The sequence below is a fragment of the Ramlibacter sp. genome (genome assembly GCF_013697775.1).
Classification (GTDB): Bacteria; Pseudomonadota; Gammaproteobacteria; order Burkholderiales; family Burkholderiaceae_C; genus Ramlibacter.
Genome location: NZ_JACCWG010000312.1, coordinates 1 through 22,204, shown reverse-complemented (window position 1 = coordinate 22,204; position 22,204 = coordinate 1). Strand labels below are relative to the sequence as shown.

The window sequence follows — 22,204 nt, the reverse complement described above, 5'->3', positions numbered from 1 at the left end:
GCAAATGGCGAACGAACAAACCACCAAGACCGTCAAGGTTCAGCTGGTGCGCAGCCCGATCGGCACCAAGGAGTCGCATCGCGCGACGGTGCGCGGCCTGGGCCTGCGCAAGGTGAACTCGGTCAGTGAACTGCAGGACACGCCCGCAGTGCGCGGCATGATCAACAAGGTCGACTACCTGGTGAAGGTGCTCTGACATGCAACTCAATACCATCAAGCCCGCCGAGGGCGCGAACAAGGCACGGCGCCGCGTCGGCCGCGGCATCGGTTCCGGCCTGGGCAAGACTGCGGGCCGTGGCCACAAGGGACAGAAGTCCCGCGCCGGCGGCTACCACAAGGTCGGTTTCGAAGGCGGCCAGATGCCGCTGCAGCGCCGCCTGCCCAAGCGGGGCTTCAAGTCGCAGAACCTGAAGTTCAACGGCGAAGTGACGCTGGGCCAACTGGACAAACTGGTGATCGCGACGAATGCGACCGAAGTCGACCTGCTGGCGCTCAAGAGCGCCAAGCTGGTGGGGCAGATCGTGCGCAACGTGAAGATCATCAAGTCGGGCGAGCTGACCAAGGCCGTGAAGCTGAACGGCATCGGCGCGACCGCAGGTGCCAAGGCCGCGATCGAAGCGGCCGGCGGCAGCCTGGGCTGAAAGCGGCGTGAGGAACGGTATCCGTGGCCACTAACGCAGCCCAGATCGCGAAGACCGGCAAGTTCGGCGACCTGCGTCGCCGGCTGGTCTTCCTGCTGCTTGCGCTGGTGGTGTACCGCGTGGGCGCGCACATTCCGGTGCCCGGCATCAATCCGGACCAGCTGGCGCAGCTCTTCAAGGGCCAGCAGGGCGGCATCCTGAGCCTGTTCAACATGTTCTCGGGCGGGGCGCTGTCGCGCTTCACAGTGTTCGCGCTGGGCATCATGCCGTACATCTCGGCCTCGATCATCATGCAGCTGCTCACCTACGTCCTGCCGACGTTCGAGCAGCTGAAGAAAGAGGGCGAAGCGGGCCGCCGCAAGATCACGCAGTACACGCGCTACGGCACGCTGGGCCTGGCCATTTTCCAGTCGCTGGGCATCGCGCTGGCACTGGAAGGCTCGGCCGGCCTGGTGATCACACCGGGGTTCGCCTTCCGCCTGACGGCGGCGGTGAGCCTGACGGCCGGCACCATGTTCCTGATGTGGCTGGGCGAGCAGATCACCGAACGCGGCCTGGGCAACGGCATCTCGATCCTGATCTTCGCCGGCATCGCCGCAGGGCTGCCCAACGCGATCGGTGGACTGCTGGAGCTGGTGCGCACCGGGGCCATGAGCATCTTCGTGGCGATCCTGATCGTGGCGCTGGTGGGCCTGGTGACCTGGTTCGTGGTGTTCGTGGAACGCGGGCAGCGCAAGATCCTGGTGAACTACGCGCGCCGGCAGGTCGGCAACAAGGTCTATGGTGGCCAGTCGTCGCACCTGCCGCTGAAGCTGAATATGGCCGGCGTGATTCCGCCGATCTTCGCCTCGTCGATCATCCTGCTGCCCACCACGGTGGTGAGCTGGTTCTCCACGGGCGACGGCATGCGCTGGCTCAAGGACATCGCCGGCACGCTGACCCCGGGACAGCCGATCTACGTGCTGCTGTACGCAAGCGCCATCGTGTTCTTCTGCTTCTTCTACACGGCACTGGTGTTCAACAGCCGCGAGACCGCCGACAACCTGAAGAAGAGCGGCGCCTTCGTGCCGGGCATCCGTCCGGGTGAACAGACGGCGCGCTACATCGACAAGATCCTGGTTCGCCTCACGCTGGCGGGCGCGGTGTACATCACCTTCGTCTGCCTGCTGCCGGAGTTCCTGATCCTGAAATACAACGTGCCGTTCTACTTCGGTGGAACGTCGCTGCTGATCATCGTGGTGGTCACCATGGACTTCATGGCCCAGGTGCAGAACTATTTGATGAGCCAGCAGTACGAATCCCTGCTGAAGAAGGCGAATTTCAAGACTTCGCTGAATGGCTGACCGGATCACGATGCCGTCGAGGCGCCAGATCGCGCATAGCGCAAAGGAATTAGGAGAAAGCAAATGAGAGTTTCGGCTTCCGTCAAGAAGATCTGCCGCAACTGCAAGATCATCCGCCGCAAGGGCGTCGTGCGCGTCATCTGTACCGATCCGCGTCACAAGCAGCGCCAGGGCTGAGCAAGTTTTAGAGGACGAACATGGCACGTATCGCTGGCATCAACATTCCGCCGCACCAACACGCCGAGATCGGCCTGACGGCGATCTTCGGCATCGGCCGCACGCGCGCTCGCAAGATCTGCGAAGCCTGCGGCATTGCCTACTCGAAGAAGGTCAAGGACCTCTCGGACGCCGATCTCGAAAAGATCCGCGACCAGATCGCCCAGTTCACGATCGAGGGCGACCTGCGCCGCGAGACCACGATGAACATCAAGCGTTTGATGGACATCGGGTGCTACCGGGGCTTCCGCCATCGCCGCGGCCTGCCGATGCGCGGCCAGCGCACCCGCACCAACGCACGCACCCGCAAGGGCCCGCGCAAGGCCGCTCAGGCCCTGAAGAAATAAACGGGAAGAGAGTTAAGACATGGCAAAGGCTCCCGCCAGCAATGCAGCGCAACGTGTGCGCAAGAAGGTTCGCAAGAACGTGTCCGATGGCATCTGCCACGTGCATGCGTCCTTCAACAACACGATCATCACCATCACCGACCGCCAGGGCAACGCGCTGAGCTGGGCGTCTTCGGGCGGCCAGGGCTTCAAGGGCTCGCGCAAGTCCACGCCGTTCGCCGCCCAGGTGGCGTCGGAAGTGGCCGGCCGCGCGGCGATGGAGCAGGGCATCAAGAACCTCGACGTCGAGATCAAGGGCCCCGGCCCCGGTCGCGAGTCGTCGGTGCGCGCCCTGGGCGCGCTGGGCATCCGCATCACGTCGATCTCCGACGTGACGCCGGTCCCGCACAACGGCTGCCGCCCGCAAAAGCGCCGCCGTATCTAAACCAGAAGGACACGGCTGCCCAAGGCAGTCCGTTTTCTCTGTTTCTCAAGCCCACCGCCGGCGGCGCAAGCGCTGCCGGCTCCCCCGGCAACAGGCCGGGGCAGATGATTCAAGGAAAGACACGTGGCACGTTATCTCGGCCCCAAGGCCAAACTCTCCCGCCGTGAAGGCACTGACCTGTTCCTGAAGAGCGCCCGCCGCTCGATCAGCGACAAGTCGAAGTTCGACTCCAAGCCCGGCCAGCACGGCCGCACTTCGGGCCAGCGCACTTCCGACTACGGCATCCAGCTGCGCGAGAAGCAGAAGGTCAAGCGGATGTACGGCATCCTGGAAAAGCAATTCCGCCGCTACTTCGAGCAAGCCGAGAGCCGCAAGGGCAACACCGGCACCAACCTGCTGCTGCTGCTGGAATCGCGCCTGGACAATGTGGTCTACCGCATGGGCTTCGGCTCCACGCGCGCCGAAGCGCGCCAGCTGGTCAGCCACAAGGCGATGACGGTCAACGGCAAGCCAGTCAACATCCCGTCGTACCTGGTCAAGGCCGGCGACGTTGTAGCCGTGCGCGACAAGTCCAAGAAGCAGAACCGCGTGGTCGAAGCGCTGCAGCTGGCCCAGCAGGTCGGCATGCCGGGCTGGGTGGAAGTCAACGCCGACAAGGCCGAAGGCACCTTCAAGAAGGTGCCGGACCGCGACGAATTCGGCGCCGACATCAACGAATCGCTGATCGTCGAACTGTATTCGCGCTAAACAGAGGATCACGAGGCTGCCGCGCAGTCTCGTCCTTGTGAATTTTTCGTTCCCGCTGGGGAGGCATCCCTTCGGGCACTCCACCAGCCTTACCGGTGTAACGAGCCGGGGGTATTGAGAGGAAGTCCTGCATGCAGACCAATTTGCTGAAACCCAAGTCCATCAACGTCGAGCAGCTTGGCACGAACCGCGCCAAGGTGACCCTGGAGCCGTTCGAGCGGGGTTATGGCCATACGCTGGGCAACGCGCTGCGCCGGGTGCTGCTGTCGTCGATGGTTGGGTATGCGGCCACCGAAGTGACCATTGCCGGCGTGCTGCACGAGTATTCGTCGATCGACGGCGTGCAGGAAGACGTCGTGGGCATCCTGCTGAATCTGAAGGGCGTTGTGTTCAAGCTGCACAACCGCGATGAGGTCACCCTGTCGCTGCGCAAGGACGGAGACGGCATCGTCACGGCCGCCGACATCCAGACGCCGCACGACGTCGAGATCGTCAACCCGGACCATGTGATCGCCAATCTGTCGCAAGGCGGCAAGATCGACATGCAGATCAAGGTGGAAAAGGGCCGCGGCTACGTGCCGGGCACGATGCGCCGCTACGGCGACGAGCCCACCAAGTCGATCGGCCGCATCGTGCTGGACGCGTCGTTCTCGCCGGTGCGGCGCGTGAGCTACACGGTCGAAAGCGCCCGTGTGGAGCAGCGCACCGACCTCGACAAGCTGGTGATGGAGATCGAGACCAACGGCGCGATCACGGCCGAAGACGCGGTGCGTGCCTCGGCCAAGATCCTGGTGGAGCAGCTGGCCGTGTTCGCGCAGCTGGAAGGCAGCGAACTGGCCGCGTTCGACGCGCCGGTGCAGCGCAGCTCGCAGCAGTTCGACCCGATCCTGCTGCGCCCGGTCGACGAGCTCGAGCTCACCGTGCGCTCGGCCAACTGCCTGAAGGCGGAGAACATCTATTACATCGGTGACCTGATCCAGCGCACCGAGAACGAGCTGCTGAAGACTCCGAACCTGGGCCGCAAGTCGCTCAACGAAATCAAGGAAGTGCTCGCCTCGCGCGGCCTGACCCTTGGCATGAAGCTCGAGAGCTGGCCGCCCGCCGGCCTCGACAAACGGTAGGTAGACGACAACGGGGCTGCTTCGCAGCCTTGACCTTGCAGTACCTGATACGGCTGCAAGCAATAGAAAGGAACACACCATGCGTCACGGACACGGACTTCGCAAACTCAACCGCACCAGTGAGCACCGCCTCGCGATGCTGCGCAACATGATGAACTCGCTCATCGAGCACGAGGTCATCAAGACCACTGTGCCCAAGGCCAAGGAACTGCGCCGCGTGGTCGAACCCATGATCACTCTGGCCAAGGAGCCCACGCTTGCCAACCGGCGCCTGGCATTCGACCGCCTGCGCAGCCGCGACAGCGTGACCAAGCTGTTCAATGTGCTGGGCCCGCGCTACCAGACGCGCCCGGGCGGCTACACGCGCATCCTGAAGATGGGCTTTCGCGTCGGCGACAACGCGCCGATGGCACTGGTGGAGCTTGTCGATCGCCCCGAGACTGCGGAAAACACCGCGGGCGGCGAGCAAGAAGCCTCTGAATAACTTATAATTTCCCTTCTGACGCGCGGTGGAGCAGCCTGGTAGCTCGTTGGGCTCATAACCCAAAGGTCGCAAGTTCAAATCTTGCCCGCGCAACCAAATTAAAACGCCCTCTCATTCGAGAGGGCGTTTTGCTTTGTGCGCGCGAAAGCGCGCGCTTTCAGTGCAGCTTGTACTTGTCGTAGGCCGACACAAGCACGTGGGCAGTGGAGCTGATTTCCGCTGGTTGTACGGGCGCAGGTGCGGACGCGACGCCGGGGACGCGCAAGGCTTCCACGTCGGCCAGCACTTTGCGGATGTCGCCCGCCACCGCGGCATTGATATCGGCTTGCGCCAGGCCCGCGTGGAAGTGCTGCTTCGCGCCGGCGAAGTCGTCTTGCGCCATCGCGGCGAAGCCCCGCACGAACGCCGGCAGGCCCTGCAAACCCTCTAGCGCGGAGAGCGGCTGCCAGGTCACCAGGGCTGCCGCGGCGCGTCCGGAGCTGAACTGCAGCAGGCCGAGCTGGTAGCGCGCGATGTGCAGTTCGGGGTCGAGCAGCACGGCGTTGGCCAGTGCCGCCTCCGCATTCCCGATGTCGCTTTGCGCCGCGTATTCAGATCCAAGCAGGAAGTGCGGCAGCGCCCACGTAGGCGCGGCAGCCGCAGCCTGCGCGAACAGCGCCAGCGCCTGGGCGGGCCGGTCGGCCATGCTCGCGGCAATGCCCATGTCAAGCAAGGTGCGCGGATCCTCCGCGCCGGAGCCCGTAGCGGGCATTTCGTGGGACATCGCAAAACTCCTCTGTGTTCAATTCAGTATATCGGCCGCTTTCCGGCACGGTTTAGGCCGGTTCGCGCGATTCCTTCCCTCGCGCTAAACAATTCGCTTTTCCGGCCGATGTACTGGAAGTGAGCTGCTGTATCCGGCAGCTCGAACCAGAACAAGCGGAGTCAAAGCAATGGTAGCCATCGTCAGCGGAAACACCCTCGGCCTGAATTTGACCTCTGCGGCCACCTTGGGCCAGCAAGGGCAGATCGGGAGCTCCGGCTTGGGGCAGAACGGCGAACAGGCGTTCGTCAACATCGCCAATGGCAACTTGGTGCTGCAGGACCGCGATGACGTATTTCAGGCCTTCGGCAGCGAGGTCACCGCCTTGCGGACGTACAACAGCCAGGGCCTGCTGGACGACGACAACGGCGACAACTGGACCAGCGGCGTCTTCAGGGGCGGCAACATCCGCTTTACGGGAACGTACGTATCGCAAAGCAGCACCATCTACCGCACGGAGCAGGATGGCGCCGAGGCCGCCTACGCCTGGGATTCCAGCGTGTCCGCCTACGTTTCGGGCAAGGGATCAGGCGCCTACGACACGATCAAGTTCAGCACGGTCACCCAAACCTTCACCTGGACCGACGGCGACACCTGGGCAACGGAGAAGTACACCAAAAATGCGCTTGGGAAATACGTGCTCGCGTCGGCCACGGAGGCGCGTGGCAACACGGTCAATTACACGTACGACAGCCAGGGGCAGATCCAGAAGGTGCAGGCGTCTACCGGCGACAGCTTCACCTTCGACTACCAGGGCACGACCCGGCTCGCCAGCATCGTCTACACCAGCGCAGCGGGGGCGAACAGCACTGTCGCGCGCTACGAGTATCAGGCCGACGGAAAACTCAAGGCCGTCACGGTCGACCTGAGCCCTGAGGACAACAGCATTGCGGACGGCAAGGTCTACAAGACGCAGTACTGGTACGAAGGTGCGGGAAACCTCGCCGGCATTCAACAAGCCGACGGCACCAGCATCAGCTTCGGCTACCAAACCGGTTCGGACGGCGTCACGCGCGTGTCGAGCGTCACCGACGGGGTGGGCCGCACCACGACCTTCAGCTACGACAAGCAGAACCGCCGCACCACCGTCACCGACGCACTGCTCCGGCAGACGGTCTACACGTATGACATCGGCGGACGGCTTGCGACGGTCACCGCGCCGCCGGTCAATGGCGTCTCGCAGCTCACCACCTACACCTATACCAATATGGGTACGAGCACGGGATCACGGCTGACGGCCGTCACCGATGCACTCGGCCGCCAGACGGCAATGGAGTACGACGCCAACGGCAACCAGACGCTGCAGCGCGACGCTGCGGGCAACACCATCACGCGAACCTTCGACACGTACAACCAGCTGGTGACCGAAACCGTGTACACCGTGCCGGACCCCGACGGCGCCGGCGCGGCGCAACCGTCGCAGCCGCTGACGACCCGCTACGTGTACGACGGCACGAGCAAGCGGCTGCTGCGCTTCGTGCTGAGCGCGGAAGGGCGCGTTACCGAATACCGATACGACGCCCTGGGCGAGCGCACCGCGACGCTTCAGTACGCGCAGGACAAGTACGACGTGTCGGCATTGGGCGCAACCGCGGTGCCGACTGCTGCAACGCTGCAGACCTGGGCTTCGGGCCGGGGAGCGCAGGCGATGCGCACGGACTACGCCTACGACTACCGCGGACAGCTGCAGACGGCCACGCAATGGGCGAAGCTGGACGCCAGCGGCAACGGCGTCAACGACGGCAACCAGTCCGTGACGACCTACGTGCGCGACTACGAGGGCAAGCTGCGCCAGACCATCTCGGGCACTGGAGCGACGACCAGCTACACCTACGACGGGCTGGGGCGCGTGTTCACGGCCACCAACGGCCAGAACGAGCTGACCACCTACACCTACGACGCGAGCAACAATGCGATCCGGGTGAAGCAGGCCAACGGGCTGATCACCGCGCGCGCGTACGATGCCGCCGGCCAGCTGATCAGCGTCGTGCAGTCGAGCGCCTCGGTGTCCGACCTGGGCACCACGCGCTACTCCTACGATGCGCTCGGCCGGCTGGCCATGGCCCAGGACCCGACCAGCGTGCGCAACTGGTCGCTCTACGACGAGGCCGGGCGCAAGGTGGCGGACATCGACGGGGACGGCAGCCTCACCGAATACCGGTACAACGCCGCCAACCTGCTCACGCACACCATTGCCTATGCCACGCGCGTGAGCACCGCCGCATTGGTGAACGCATCGGGCCAGCCGACGAATCCGTCGCTCGCATCCGTCCGCCCGGCCGTGAGCAGCACCGACCGCCACGCATGGCACGTGTACGACGCCGCCAACCGGCTCGTCGGCCAGGTGGACGGCACGGGCGCGGTCGTCGCCACCAGCTACGACGGTGCGGGCCGCGTGACGAGCGTAAGGGCCTACGCGACGCGCCTTGTCACCACGGCCCTGGGCGACGCGCCTACGCTTGCGGCCATCACCCCCGCGAATGCGGCGGAAGACCGCATGGCGCGCAGCTACTACGACGCCGACGGCCGCCTGCGCGGCGAGTTGGACGGCGAAGGCTACCTGAGCGAATACCGGTACGACGCGGCGGGCCGTCTCTCGCAGAAAGTGCGCTACACGAACACCAAGGCGCAGGCCGCCACCTTTGCCGAGATGATTCCCGTGTCCGCGGCGACGGACCAGACCACCACGTATTTGTACAACGCCAAGGGGCAGGTGGCTGGCGAGATCGATGCCGAGGGCTACCTGACCGAGAAGGTCTACGACAAGAGCGGCAGGCTCGCGCAGAGCACGCGCTACGCCACGAAGGTGAGCGCGGTCTACACCACCGCCAGCACGGTGGCGAACGTGCGGCCGGTCTCCACCGCGCAGGACCAGGCGACCAGCTGGCAGTACGACGGACTCGACCGCGTGACCCAGCAGACCGACTGGCAGGGCACGGTCACACAGTCCACCTACGACAACGCCGGCAACCTGGTCAAAACGGTCAAGGGCTGGGGCCAGCCCGAAGTGCGCACGCTGCAGGCGCGCTACGACATCCAGGGCCGGCTGGTGGGCGAACTCACGGCCGAAGGCAGCGCGCTGCTGACGGGCAACCAGACGCCGGCGCAAATCGACGCCATCTGGGCGCAGTGGGGCCTTGCGCACAGCTGCGACACGGCGGGACGGCGCACCAGCACCACCGACCAATACGGCAACAAGACGCTGTTCTTCTACAACCCGGACAACCAGCTCACGCACACGGTCAACGCGCTGGGCGAAGTCACCGAAAACCAATACAACACATTGGGCCAGCGCACGGCGGTCGTCAGGTACGGCGCACGCATCGGGCTGACGGGCCTGACGGGCGCCAACGCGGGCGGGCTGGTCAACGTGGCGCTCACCTCGGCGATCAACCTGGTCAAGAACGTCGCGCAGGACAGCACCAGCAGCGCCACCTACGGGCTGGCCGGACGCACGGCAAGCAGCACCGACGCGCTGGGCTTTGCCACCAACTACGTCTACAACGCCTTCGGCGAGGAAACCTCGCGCACGCGCGCCCTCGGCGCGGGCCTGGCGTACAACGAACTGCGCAGCTACGACCGCCGCGGCCTGGTCACGCGGCTGGCGCAGGCCGGCAGCAGCACGCTGCTGGCCACGCAGAACCAGTACGACGCGTTCGGCCGGCTGCTGAGCCAGACGGACCGGCTGGGCAACACGCGCGGCTTCACCTGGGACCGCCTGGGCCGGCAGGTCACCACGCGCGATGCGCTGTCGGCGGCGACCATCACCGCCTACGACGCCTTCGACCGGGTGGTCACGCAGACCGACCCGCTGGGCGGGGTGACGCGCTACGCCTACGACGCTGCCCAGCGCAGCGTCACGGTGACCAGCCCGGAGGGCATCGCCACCACCACCATGATGACGCGCTTCGGGCAGACGCAGAGCGTCACCGACGCGCGCGGCAACACGACGAGCTACGCCTACGACCGCGACGGCAACCTGAAGCTGACCACGCGCGCCGACCTGAGCACCGTGGGCACCAGCTACGACCGTGCCGGGCGCATCGCCGACACGACGGACGCTTCGGGCAACAAGGTCGCCTTCACCTACGACGCGGCCAACCGGGTGTTCACGCGCACGGTCGACCCCAGTGGCCTGAACCTGGTCACGACATACAGCTGGGATGCCAAGGGCCAGCAGATCACCACCACCAGCCCGAACGGCGTGGTGACGCGCCTGGACTACGACCTGAAGGGCCAGCTGTCCAAGCAGGTGGTGGACCCGTCGGGCCTGAACCTGGCCACCAGCTACACCTACGACGGCGCCTCCAACGTGCTGACGGTCACCACGCCCGCGGGCAACGTCACCAGCTACACCTACGACGCGCTGGGGCGGCGCACGATGGAGCAGGTCGACCCCAGCGGGCTGAACCTCACGCGCACCTGGGCGTACGACGGCGCCGGAAACGTGGCCAACAGCAAGGACGCCAACGGGCAGATGACCCGCTATGCGTACGACGCGAACAACCGGCTGGTCTACACGGTGGACGCCAACGGCGCGGTCCAGCAAAACGGCTACGACGCGAACGGCCGGCTGGTCCAGGTCAAGCGCTATGCGACGAACATCACCGCGTCCAGCCTCGCGTCGATGGCCACGTCCCCGACGCTCGCGCAGGTGCAGGGCTATGTCGCGAACAGCGCGCAGGACGTCACCGAATACCGCGTCTGGGACAAGGACGGCCGCCTGGCCGCAACGGTGGACGGCGCGGGCGGTGTCGTCAAATACACCTACGACGGCAACGGCAACGTGGTGGAGCGCATCGCCTACGTGAACAAGGTGAGCAACTGGACGCCCGGCACGGTGCCCAACCCGGCGTCCGACGCTGGGCACGACCAGCGGCTGCGCACCGTCTACGACAAGCTCGACCGCGCGATCTACCAGATCGACGGCGCAGGCGCGGTGGTGGCCACGGAGTACGACGGCAACGGCAACGTGGTCAAGCGCACGGCCTATGCCACGGCCATCGTCACCAGCACGGCGGCCACGCAAAGCGCGATGCTCACGGCAACCACCCAGGTGGCGGATGCCAGCCGGGACATGCTGCTGCGCCAGGTCTACGACAAGGCCGGCCGGCTCGCTTACAGCGTGGACGGCGTCCGTGCGGTCACCAAGCGCACCTACGACGCCGACGGCAACCTGCGCCAGTTGAGGCAGTACGCCACGCCCATCACCGCCGGTGCGGATCCCGCGGGCGCCACCGAAAGCGGGTCCGACCGCGTCACCACCTATGCGTGGGACAAGGCGGGGCGCAACACCTACGTGCTGGACACGCTTGGCGGCGTGGTGAAAAACGACTACGACGGCAACGGCCGGCTCACGCTGCGCCGCGCCTACGACCGCAAGCCGACTCTGGGCATGGCACTGCCGACGGCGAGCGACATCGCCGGTGCGCTCGTGCCGGACAACGCACAAGACCGCATCGACCGCTTCGCCTACGACAACGCGGGGCGCCTGGCCTATGCGGTGGACGCGGCCGGCGCGGCGACCCTGACGGAGTACGACGGGGTGGGGCGCGTGGTGCGGACCACGGCCTATGCACAGCCCATCGCGCAGGCCAGCCTGGCGGCGCTGCCTGCAGCGGCGAATGCCGCCGCGGTAGGCCTGCTGGTCGCCCCGAGCGCAACGCAGGACCGCACCACCCGGCAGGTGTTCGATCCGGCGGGGCAGCTCGCCTACACGGTGGACGCGGCCGGCTACGTGCGCGAGAACCGCTACGACGGCCTGGGCCGCGTGAGCAAGACCATCCTGTACTCGCTGGCGCCCACGCTGGGCGCGCAGCCCACGTGGCAGACGGTGCGCGACGCGCTCGTGGGGGACCCCGCCACCCGCACCGACAACTACACCTACGACGCCGCGGACCGCCTGCTCACCAGCACCGACTCGCTGAACCACACCGAACGCTACGAGTACGACGCGGTGGGCAACAAGACCAAGTTCACCAACAAGAAGGGTGACTTCTGGACCTACGACTACGACGCGGCGGGGCACATGCTGCGCGAGACGTCGCCCCAGGTGGACATCAGCACGCCGATCGCCGACGCCACGACCGGCGTGCTGACCGCCAACGACCCCTCCGTGGTGTCGCAATCGATCGTCACGCTGCTGGGCTATGACGCGTTGGGCAACCTGACCTCGCGCACCGAAGCCGCCGGCCTGGCCGGCCAGCGTGTGACCACGTACCAGTACGACGCGCTCGGACGCCAGGTGAAGACGCTGTATCCGGCGGTCAGCGTCTACGACGCGGCGAACGACCCGCTCACGATGGTGGGACTGGCCGCGCGCAGCGAAACGCCACCGGCGCCGCTGAGCACCACCACGACCTACGACACGCTGGGCAACGCGGTGGCGGGCCAGGACCTGGCGGGCAACTGGAGCTACAAGATCTACGACCGCTCAGGCCGGGCGAGCTACGAGATCGACGCCATGGGCTACGTGGTGGGCTACACGCGCAATGCGTTCGGCGAGGTGCTGGACCTGGCGCGCTATGGGAATCCGGTCACCGTGGCCGCGTCCGGGCCGCAGGGCCTGCCCGAAGAGCAGCGCCAGGGCATGGCAACGCTGCTCACGCTGGCCAACAATCCGGCGCGCCACCTGCTCACGCAATACGACCAGCGCGGCCGCGTGGCCAAGGTCATCGAGCCGGCCGTCTTCACCTACACCATCGACGTTGGCACCAACAGCGGCACGCCGTCGGTGACCGGCCGGGTGACGACGAACACGTACAACGCCTTCGGCGAACTGATCCGGGCGGTGGCCGGCAGCGGCACGCAGGCGGCCACCACCGACCACTTCTACGACCGCCGCGGCCAGGAAGTGGGCACGGTCGACGCCATGGGCTACCTCACCACCCAGACCTACGACGAGGCGGGCCTGCTGAAAACGCGCACCGAGTACGCCACCAGCGTGGGCGGCGGCAACTGGGGCACCCAGCCGGTGAGCGCCAACGCGCCGGCGGCGCTCGCCGTGCCGGGCGACGACCGCAAGACCACCTATGCCTACGACGCGCTCGGGCGCAAGACGAGCGAAACGCGCGCGAGCGTGCTGGCCGCGGCGGGCAAGGCCGTCTCTGGCACTCCCAGCCAAGGCACGCTGGGAGTCACGAACACCCCGCAAAAACCCGTCATGACCTTCGCGACCAATCCGCCAGGCGTGAACGGCATTGAAAACGTGGTCTTCTTCGGCGGCGCCGACGGCACGGGTGTTCTGCGCTGGTCCACTCCGCCCGCGGACGCGCAAGCCGTGCTGCGCTGGCGGCCTTCCAGCTCGATCGCGGCGCAGGCCTGGGAAAGCGTGACGGACTTTGTTGTTACCGACACCGACGGCACGCAGCACCTGGCCATCTCCGCCGCGGTGGCCGCGGGCAGCTACGACGTGGAGCTCAGCTACGAGATGTCGGGCGTGAGCATCGCCTCGATGAAGGGAGCGCTGAACGTCCTGGGGCCGAACATGGTCCTGCAACCCGGGGCGCTTCCCGCGGGCGTGCAACTGGGCGACCACTCGACCGGACAGGGGATGCCGTCGGTGAAGGTGCTGCAATGGGCCAAGCCTGCCGCCGGCAACATCGCCAGCCTGCAGTTCCAGGCACCGAACAGCAGCGACTGGCAAAGCGCCACCGTCGTCACCGACGGCGCCATCCAGTACGTGGTGATCCCGCAGGGGCTGCCCTCGGGCAGCTACGCGCTGCGCTTGAGCCTCAGCGGCATGGACGAGCGGCCGGTCGATGTGGTCACCTCGTATGCCTACGACGATCTGGGCAACCTGGTGCGCACGACGGACGCGGCGGGCGGAGCCACCTACAGCTACTACGACGCGCTGGGCCGCGTGAAGGCCGTCGTCACGCCGACGGTGAACGCGGGCGGGGCGCAGGTCACGCCGCTGACCGACTACTACCGCGACGCCTTCGGCAACGTGGTGGGCACGGTGGAGCGCGCGCTCGGCGCGTCGAACCCGAGCTTGACCGGCTTCACGTTCCTGGGCGGTTCTCTGGCCGACCACGTCCAGGGCTTCGCCTACGACCGCTTCGGCCACCTGACGCAGAGCACGGACGCCGGGCAGGTCAACCACTACTACTCGTACAACGCGCGCGGCGACCTGGCCAAGACCTGGCAGAAGGTCACCGACGTCAGCTCCGGCACCGCCGCCATGTACACGCTGTGGCAGCAGATGCAGTACGACAAGCTCGGCCACCTGGTCAGCACCAGGGAGCCGGGCCCGACGCAGCTGGACGGCTCCACGCTCACCACGACCACCACGCAAACTTACAACGCCTTCGGCGAGTTGACGCTCAAGACGGTGGACGGCAAGCTATTGGAGGCCGAGTCCTTCGACTACGACGCGGCCGGGCGCCTGTGGCGCACCAATGCGGGCGACGGCGTGGACCGCGTGATGCTCTACGACCAGTTGGGCAACATGACGCTGGAGCTGCGCAGCGACGGCGCGAGCAACGGCACCAATGGCGCGAGCAACATCTACCTGGGTAGGACCGGCAGCATCGGCAACGTCGAGACCGCCTTCCCCTTGGCGCCAAGCCTGCGCCAGACCCTCACCGTCTACGACAAGCTCGGGCACGCGATCAAGCAGGTGCTGCCGCAAAAGCTGGAAGCGGCCACCGGCGTGGGGGTGTTGCAGGCCACTGTGACACAGACCCTCGTGACGCAGGTGGGTGAACTCGCCACCGGCCCAAACAATGAGCCGCAGTGGGACAAGCCCAACAAGGTTGCGCTCAGCTGGACATCGTTGGCCAATCTGGGATCCGGCGAGGTCAAGGTGGAACTGGGGTACACCACCAAAGCGGACGCGCGCACCATTGAATACTCGCAAGGCGAGGTGATGATGCCGCGGGATTTTTATCGAGCGGCGAGTGTCCGAACGCTCACGCGCATGTTCACCACCGAAGACGCCGCCAGCGGCGTGAACCTGGAGTGGAAGGACGATGAAACCGTCGCCGGCATCGACGCGATCACTTCGTTGAAGGTCTACAAGAAGGACATCAGCGGCAACTGGTGCGTGGTGTACGACCAGGGCGCCACGGGTGTTCCGGTCAACGTCGTGTATGTGGACAAGCCGCAGGACCTGGGGACCAGCGTCACGCTGCAAGTGCGCCCCGCCGGCAGCAGCAATGGCTGGGAAGATCTCACGGGAAGATTGGACTTCGGCAGGCAGCTGCTCTTCAACACGGCAGGCAGGGCCGACGGAACCTACGAGTACCGCGTACTGACCCAGCGCCAGGGCGAAACGGCGCCGGCGGTGACCTCCACCGGCACCATCGGCCTGGTGAACGTGCCGCTGGCGCAGATCGACGCGGCCCTCCTCACGGGTGCCAAGGGCGTGGGCGTGTTCTATTGGCAAACGCCGGCGGGGGACGTCACGCAGGCGATGCGCTACCGCGTGGCGGGCACCGCGGGCGCGTGGCAGACGCTGCCGGTCGTGCAGCTGGACGGCGGCAGCAGCGGCATCAACGCCTCGGCGCTGGCTGCGGGCAACTACGAGTACGAGCTGAACTATGCACACAGCGGCGCGGGCGCCTATGCGCACAAGACCGGCGTGTTCACCATCACCGCGCCGCAGGGCCTGCCGCGGGTGAGCGGGGCGGTCCTGCAGCCCATTGCCGATGGCACGACGCTGATCACCTGGCCCAAGGTCGCGGGCTCCACCTGGACCTTGCGCTACAGCGTGGCCGGTACCGGCATCTGGCAGGACGCGCCATGGACGCTGGTGGCGGACGCGCCGTCCTGGCAAATGACCAGCCCGGCCGACCTGCTGCCGGGGCAGTACCAGCTGGAACTCGCCACCTTCAATGCGGGCGGCGCCCCGACCGGGCGCACCACCGGCACGATGACGATCGCGCAGGGGCCGGCGCAAGCGCCGCAGATCCTGGAGACAACGCCGAACACACCGGCCTACACCGAACCTGGGAGCGACACGCCGCCGCCCGTGCCGGACGTCCACTTCGAAGGGCAGGACAGCGGCAGCTGGTGGATGACATGGACGCTGCCGGCCGGCCGCTACACCGAAGCCTGGATCGCCCCGGCCGGCAGCGGCGCATTCATCAACAAGTCCTCCTGGATCACCTCCACCGCCGGCGGCCAGCGCCTGGACATCCCCGCGGCGGACCAGGGGGCGGGCCTGTATGACCTGAAGCTGGTGCAGTTCGACACCGCCACCAACAAGATGGTGGGGCTGAGCCTGGGCACGCTCACGGCGTACGCCGGCACCACGGTGGCGCCCACCCTGTCGAAGACCACGCCTGCCTACACGGCACCGAATAACTACCCGATCCTTGCGGTGACCAGGACGGCCTACGACGACGGCAGCTGGACGCTGGAACTCGCCAAGCCCACCACCACAGGTGTGACCACCGTCGGGGCGTTCCGCAAGGCCGGGAGCAGCGGAGCATGGTCCTACCCCACGCCCGTGGACACCGGCACCACGTGGAAGTTCACGGTGTCCGCCACGGAATTCGCCGCGGGCACCTGGGACGTGGACATCTACCAGCTCAAGGGCACGCCCGCGTTGCGCGTGGCGCAATGCCTGTTGAGCGTGGTGGTCAAGCCGCCTTCCTACGCGGCGCCCACGCTGGCCGATGTCACCGACGGGGTGCCGCCGGTGTTCTACGAGCCGGCGTTCTCGACTCCAAGCCTCTACACCGGCGCGGTGCCGGGCGTGAAATGGGAGTCCGTCGCGGGCGCGGGCTCGAAGTTCTCCTGGAACACGCCGGGCTCCGGCTCGGTGGTGGTGCTGAACTTCCGGCCCAACGGCAGCGGCGAACCCTGGCGCACCGCCAATGCGCGCGAGTACACGACCAGCGGCGCGACGCAGTCGATCACGCTGTCCACCTTTCCCGCGGGCGACTGGGAGGTGCAGATCACGGTGGTGAACACCAGCCAGAACACGGCCACCGGGGTGGGCTCCGGCCTGCTGCAAGTGACCAACGGCGGGGCGACGCACGAGTTCGCGCAAAAATGGGCGCCCGTGCCCGGCGCCATGTTCGCCCTGGTGCCGAACGGCTGCACGATCTCCTGGGACCTGCCCGTGGCATCCACCGGCCTGACCGGGACGATGTCCTACCGGCCGCTCGGCTCCCAGGGCGGCTGGTCGCCCACCACGTCCGGCCTCAGCGCGGACGGCAAGCGCCAAGTGGTGGGCATCTCCGCCGGCGCCCCATCCGACGGCGCCTACGAAATCCAGGTGGTGCTGACGAACAGCGCCGGTACGATCATCTGCCGCTCCACCGGCAACATGACGGCCAACAAAGGCGCGTACACGCTGACCGAGACCACGCCGTCCTACACGCCCGAGCAGAACGCGGTGGCCGACGGCTACCCGTACGTGTGGCCGGTAACCCTCGGCACCGTCGCCTCCAACGGCAGCTGGACGCTGCAATGGCCCAAGCCGCCAACCGGCAGCAGCACGGTCCTGCGCATCCAGCTGCAGAACTCGGGAACGTGGCAGGTCTTCACGCCGCGCATCACGACATCCGGGTCCGCCCAGATGGCCTCGTTCGTCGCGGCCGACCTGCAGCCCGGCACGTACAAACTGGACCTGTATTACCAGTCGGGTAGCACGCGCACGGCGCAATACACAGGCGAGCTGAAGACCACGTCGGTGCCGCCCACGAAGCCGATGATCAACGATGTGACGCCGGCGTACACCGCGCCGAGCAATCTTCCGCAGATCGACGCGACCCTCAAGCCGCTGAGCGCCAGCGTCTACCGCCTGTCGTGGCCCAAATCGACGGTGAGCGGCGCGGTCCTGAAGGCCACCTGGCTTGTGCCGGGCACGACGCAGCCGGAGAACCACACCTCGGAGGTTCTGCCGGGTGCGGACGGCAGCTCGTGGTACATCGACTTGGGGTTAAAGCCGGCCGGCACGTACGGCCTGCGCATCACCTACTCGGTGGGCACCGATGAGATTGCGCAGTACACGGGCAACCTGGTCTATTCGCAGAACGCCACGACCAAGCCGAAGCTCGACGAGGTCGCCACCGGCTATGTCGCGCCGGTGTACCACGAAGGCAGCCTGCCGTGGGTGGACGCGCGGTTCACGCCCAACCCGGACGGCGGCTGGACGCTGAAGTGGCCGAATGCGCCACAGGGCCAGCGGGCGGTGCTGAGGTACCGCCTGGCCGGCACCACGGCGTGGAAGCCGCCGCTGGAAACCATCACCAGCGCGGGCGGCTGGCAGAGCGTGACCGTGCTGGCATCGAGCGCGGTCTGGGGCGGCGCCTTCGAAGTCGACGTGTACTACGAGGAAGACGTCGCCACCAATCCCAAGCGCCTGGCGCAGCGGCAAGCCACGGTCACCATGTACCCGGTGCAGCACATCGCACCGGTGATCGCGCTGGAGGCGGACACATCCGTGGCGGGCAAATACATCGCCAGCCAGAGCGCGGGGGCGGCGTTCCAGAACTACGTGGCCCTCGCGGAAACCCCCCTCATCCCCGGGGCGGCGAGCACGCCGACGGCCGACGGCGGCACACAGTTCGCGTGGAACTTCAAAAGCGGCGTGGTCGACGTCTTGCGCTGGCGGCTTGCTGGAACGGCGCAATGGACGCAGATGAACCCGGAGTATGCGAACGCCACCGGAACGGCGCAGCTGGTGGTGAAATTCCCGCCAAGCTTCGCGCCCGGCCAGTACGAGCTGGAACTCACGCGCTTGGAGGGCGACGCGGTCACCGGCTATGCGGCGGGCACGCTGTTCGTGGTGGCGGCAACGCCCGCCTCCCAGCAGGGCGCGAGCGTCACGGAGCCCACGTCGAGCGACACGGCCGCGCCGACCTTGCAGGCGACAGTCAACCGCAGCTGGGACCGCTGGGGCAACGTGCTGAGCGTGAGCGACGCGCGGTATGCCGGGTGGGTGACGCGCTACGCGTACAACGCGAACAACCAGCTGGTCCAGCAACTGCAGCCGGACGGCAACGGCAACGCGAACGCGGCGCAAACGAAGATCCTGTACGACGTGCTGGGCCGCCAGGTGGCGGTGATCGACGCCAACGGCAACATGAACCGCCAGGAATGGGACGCGGCGGGCAACCTGCTGGCCGAGCGGCACGCCGACGGCGGGGACGTCAGCTACCGCTACGACATCTTCGGCAACAAGGTGCAGGCGACGGCCAAGGCGAACACTGCCGTCTCGTACACCACCGACTACGCCTACGACAAGCTCAACCGGTTGAGCTTGACCACCTACGCCGCGGTGGACACAAGCCGCTACTCCATGGACGGCAGCTACACCCTGTCCAACGAGCAGCAGGTGCGCCTGACGGAGGCCAACAGCTGGGACGAAGCGGGGCGCAAGACCGTGCACGTGGGCACGGACGCGGCCAGCCAGACCACGCGCTACCGCTACGACCTGCGCGGCAACGTCATCCAGAGCGTGGAGGCAGGGGTCACCACGCAAATGGCGTACGACGCGCAAGGGCGCATGACGAAGCGGCGCGACGGCCTGGGTGCGACGGCCAGCTGGAGCTACGACTACTTCGGGCAACTGACGGGCCACACCGACATTGGCGGGGCTGCCTACACCTACACCTACGACAACGCGCGCCAGCTCACCGCGCAGGAGAACACGCGGGCGACGGACGCCTTCCAGATGAGGCAGAACCTGCGGTATGAATACGACCGCTCGGGCAACCTGATCAAAATCAACGACGCGAGCACCAACACGCTGCAGATCTTCGCCTACGACCTGGCGGGCCACCGGGTGCGCGAGACGACGCAGCAAGGCGGCTACGCCAACAACGTGCCGCAGTACCTCACCTACCGGGACAACTACCTGGCCTACGACGCGCTGGGCCGGCTGAAACTGGTGGAAGACGGCCGCGCGCGGGTGCTGATGGACTACGACCTGGTGGGCAACCGCACGCACATCAGCACGCACGTGATCACCGCGCAGGCGGCCACCCCGGTGGGCAGCCAGGTGGAAGGCGCGCACGACAGCGAGGACTACTTCGGCTACGACGCGATGAACCGCCAGGTGCTGGCGAATGCGAACGCGAACGGCACGCTGGGAGAAGACGGCCACCGCATCACCTACGACTGGCTGGGCAACAAGACCAGCGACAGCTGGCAGGGGCAGGTGGTCAGCGTCACGCCCTCCACCAGCTACACGGTCACGAGGGAGGGGTACAACGACACCCAGACCTACACCTACACCACACCGGCGCTCTACCACCGGCAGCTGGGCCAGACGAGCGAAAGCTACAGCTACGACGCGCTGGGGCGCCTGACGCAGATCGTTCGCGACGGCACGCCGGTGGACACGCGCAGCTACGACCGCGGCGGGCGGCTCACGCAGTCGGGCACCGCGCCCAACACGCTCAGCGATGACTACTTCAAGGCGCTGTACGGCACCACGCCCACGGGCGACCAGGCGATGGCGGGCAACGGCACGGAGTTCAAGAAGAACGCCTACGACGCCGACGGGCGCCTGGCGCACCAGCAGGTGTTCGACAACAAGGGCGCCAAGCAATACGAGCTGGACTACCGCAACGCAGGAGGAAGCAAGGCGAACTACGACGCTGCCGGCAACCTGTCGGGCTACACGATGCGCAACATCGTGGGGAACTTCGTCAACACGTTCGCCTACGCGTACCTGTCGCTGGAGGGGTACCAGGAGAAGACGGTCACGGCCACGCGCGGGGACCTGAGCACCAAGAGCTGGAAGCACTACGACGGCAGCGGGGGCTTGAGCGAAGCCAGCGACGAAAGCCAGGCCAACAGCTACCGCAAATTCGTCAACGACGAGGGCGGCCGCGCGGTGTACGTGAACCAGGGCAACCACGTGCAGCGCGAGCTGATCGTCAACGGCGAGGTGCTGGGGCGCTACGGCGAGGTGGTGGACGAGACCAAGCCCAAGACGGCCAGCGCACCCAGCTTCACCACGGTGGCGGACTTCAACTTCGCCTTCCAGAGCACCGCGGGCAACACGCCGGTGGGGCAAGACAGGAGCCACCCGGTGAGCGCGGGCGACACGCTGCAAAGCGTCGCCAAGGCGTACTACGGAGACGAGCGGCTGTGGTACCGCATCGCGGATGCCAACGGGGTCAGCGGCAATGCGGACCTCAGGGCCGGGCAGGTGCTGAAGGTGCCGAGCCTGGAGGCAAGCGGCAATGCGGCCAACACCTTCAGGCCCTATGACCCGAGCAGGGTGCAGGGGGATTCGACGCCGTATCTGCCGGGGCCGGCGCCTAAGAAGAAGAGCTGGTTCGGGCAGCTGCTGGTGATGATCGTCGTGATCGTGATCGCCATCTACACGGCAGGTGCGATGGCCGCAGCTGGCCTGTTCGGCCAAGGAGCCGCGGCGACGGCAGCTGCCAGCGGGGGCATCGCCATCGGAGGCGGGGCGAGCCTGACGGGGGCGACGTTCGCGGCAGGAAGTGCAGTGCTGGGCGGTGCCGCGGGCGCCGGAGTGGCTGCAGCAGCCGGAGCGGTGAGCGGCGCCGTCAGCTCCATCGCGGGACAGGCGGTGGGCATGGCCATTGGCGCGCAGGACAGCTTCAGCTGGAAGCAGGTTGCTCTCAGTGCTATTGGCGGCGGCGTCTCCGCCGGCCTGGGCGGGGTGAACTTCACCGGCGGTGAGCTGGGCAGCTTTGGCAACGTGGTCGCGCGCGCTGCGGCGGGTAACGCCCTCTCGCAAGGAATCGGCGTGGTCACGGGATTGCAAAAGAGCTTCGACTGGAGAAGCGTCGCAGCCAGCGCGGTGGGCGCGGGAGTGGGGCAAGCGGTCGGTGGTGCGATGGGCATGAACGATCCAGGCTTCGCCACTCGCAGCTTCGGCGAACAGTTCGGTGCGCGCCTGGTCACGGGCCTGGCTGCGGGTGCCGCGACAGCGGTTGCGCGCGGCGGAAAGATCGCGATTCAGCAGATCGCCACCGACGCCTTTGGCAATGCGTTGGGGAGTAGCTTGGCGGAGGCGAATTGGGGAGGTGGCGGTCAGCAGCGAGCGACAGAGGCCGTGCAGCTCAGTGACTCCGTTTATGGCGGCGCCGACACGACGCCCGCGCCGTACACCGGCACAGGCTTGCAGTTCGGCCGGACAA

At 66.8% G+C, this 22,204-nt stretch carries 11 protein-coding genes and 1 tRNA gene; 11 read left to right on the top strand and 1 reads right to left on the bottom strand.

Annotated features, from left to right (window positions below; genetic code table 11):
* Nucleotides 1-4: 4 nt before the first annotated feature.
* The 10 genes from rpmD to H0U68_RS15605 all read left to right on the top strand — a co-directional run bounded on the left by rpmD (nucleotide 5) and on the right by H0U68_RS15605 (nucleotide 5,419).
* Nucleotides 5-196 (top strand): 50S ribosomal protein L30, encoded by a 192-nt coding sequence (gene rpmD / locus H0U68_RS15650; RefSeq protein WP_296357209.1) that lies wholly within the window; start codon nucleotides 5-7, stop codon nucleotides 194-196.
* A 1-nt stretch (nucleotide 197) separates the two neighbouring features.
* On the top strand, nucleotides 198-641 hold the full coding sequence (gene rplO / locus H0U68_RS15645; protein ID WP_296357207.1) for a 50S ribosomal protein L15: 444 nt from the start codon (nucleotides 198-200) through the stop codon (nucleotides 639-641).
* A gap of 23 nt (nucleotides 642-664) precedes the next feature.
* Entirely contained in the window at nucleotides 665-1,984 is a 1,320-nt protein-coding gene (gene secY, locus H0U68_RS15640; RefSeq protein WP_296357205.1) for a preprotein translocase subunit SecY, read from the top strand.
* A 63-nt stretch (nucleotides 1,985-2,047) separates the two neighbouring features.
* Nucleotides 2,048-2,161 carry a 50S ribosomal protein L36 gene (gene rpmJ / locus H0U68_RS15635; RefSeq protein ID WP_011481465.1) on the top strand — a complete coding sequence of 38 codons (114 nt, stop codon included), beginning with the start codon at nucleotides 2,048-2,050 and terminating at the stop codon, nucleotides 2,159-2,161.
* 20 nt (nucleotides 2,162-2,181) lie between these two features.
* On the top strand, nucleotides 2,182-2,547 hold the full coding sequence (gene rpsM, locus H0U68_RS15630) for a 30S ribosomal protein S13 (protein ID WP_013902953.1): 366 nt from the start codon (nucleotides 2,182-2,184) through the stop codon (nucleotides 2,545-2,547).
* A 19-nt stretch (nucleotides 2,548-2,566) separates the two neighbouring features.
* Entirely contained in the window at nucleotides 2,567-2,971 is a 405-nt protein-coding gene (gene rpsK / locus H0U68_RS15625; RefSeq protein ID WP_296357197.1) for a 30S ribosomal protein S11, read from the top strand.
* 123 nt (nucleotides 2,972-3,094) lie between these two features.
* The gene (rpsD, locus tag H0U68_RS15620; protein ID WP_296357194.1) at nucleotides 3,095-3,718 is read left to right on the top strand and encodes a 30S ribosomal protein S4; all 624 of its coding nucleotides are present in this window, start codon (nucleotides 3,095-3,097) and stop codon (nucleotides 3,716-3,718) included.
* 131 nt (nucleotides 3,719-3,849) lie between these two features.
* Nucleotides 3,850-4,839, top strand: coding sequence for a DNA-directed RNA polymerase subunit alpha (gene rpoA / locus H0U68_RS15615; protein WP_296357192.1), 990 nt, complete (start codon nucleotides 3,850-3,852; stop codon nucleotides 4,837-4,839).
* A 79-nt stretch (nucleotides 4,840-4,918) separates the two neighbouring features.
* Nucleotides 4,919-5,323: a 50S ribosomal protein L17 gene (gene rplQ, locus H0U68_RS15610; RefSeq protein WP_296357190.1), complete on the top strand. Its 405-nt coding sequence runs from the start codon at nucleotides 4,919-4,921 to the stop codon at nucleotides 5,321-5,323.
* A gap of 19 nt (nucleotides 5,324-5,342) precedes the next feature.
* Nucleotides 5,343-5,419: transfer RNA gene (locus tag H0U68_RS15605), tRNA-Met, on the top strand.
* Nucleotides 5,420-5,480: 61 nt separating this feature from the next.
* Here H0U68_RS15605 and H0U68_RS15600 read toward each other — a convergent pair.
* Nucleotides 5,481-6,086 (bottom strand): hypothetical protein, encoded by a 606-nt coding sequence (locus tag H0U68_RS15600; protein ID WP_296357188.1) that lies wholly within the window; start codon nucleotides 6,084-6,086, stop codon nucleotides 5,481-5,483.
* 169 nt (nucleotides 6,087-6,255) lie between these two features.
* Between H0U68_RS15600 and H0U68_RS15595 the strand changes: the two genes are divergently transcribed.
* The coding region (locus H0U68_RS15595) for a LysM peptidoglycan-binding domain-containing protein (RefSeq protein ID WP_296357186.1) at nucleotides 6,256-22,204 on the top strand (15,949 nt) is incomplete at its 3' end.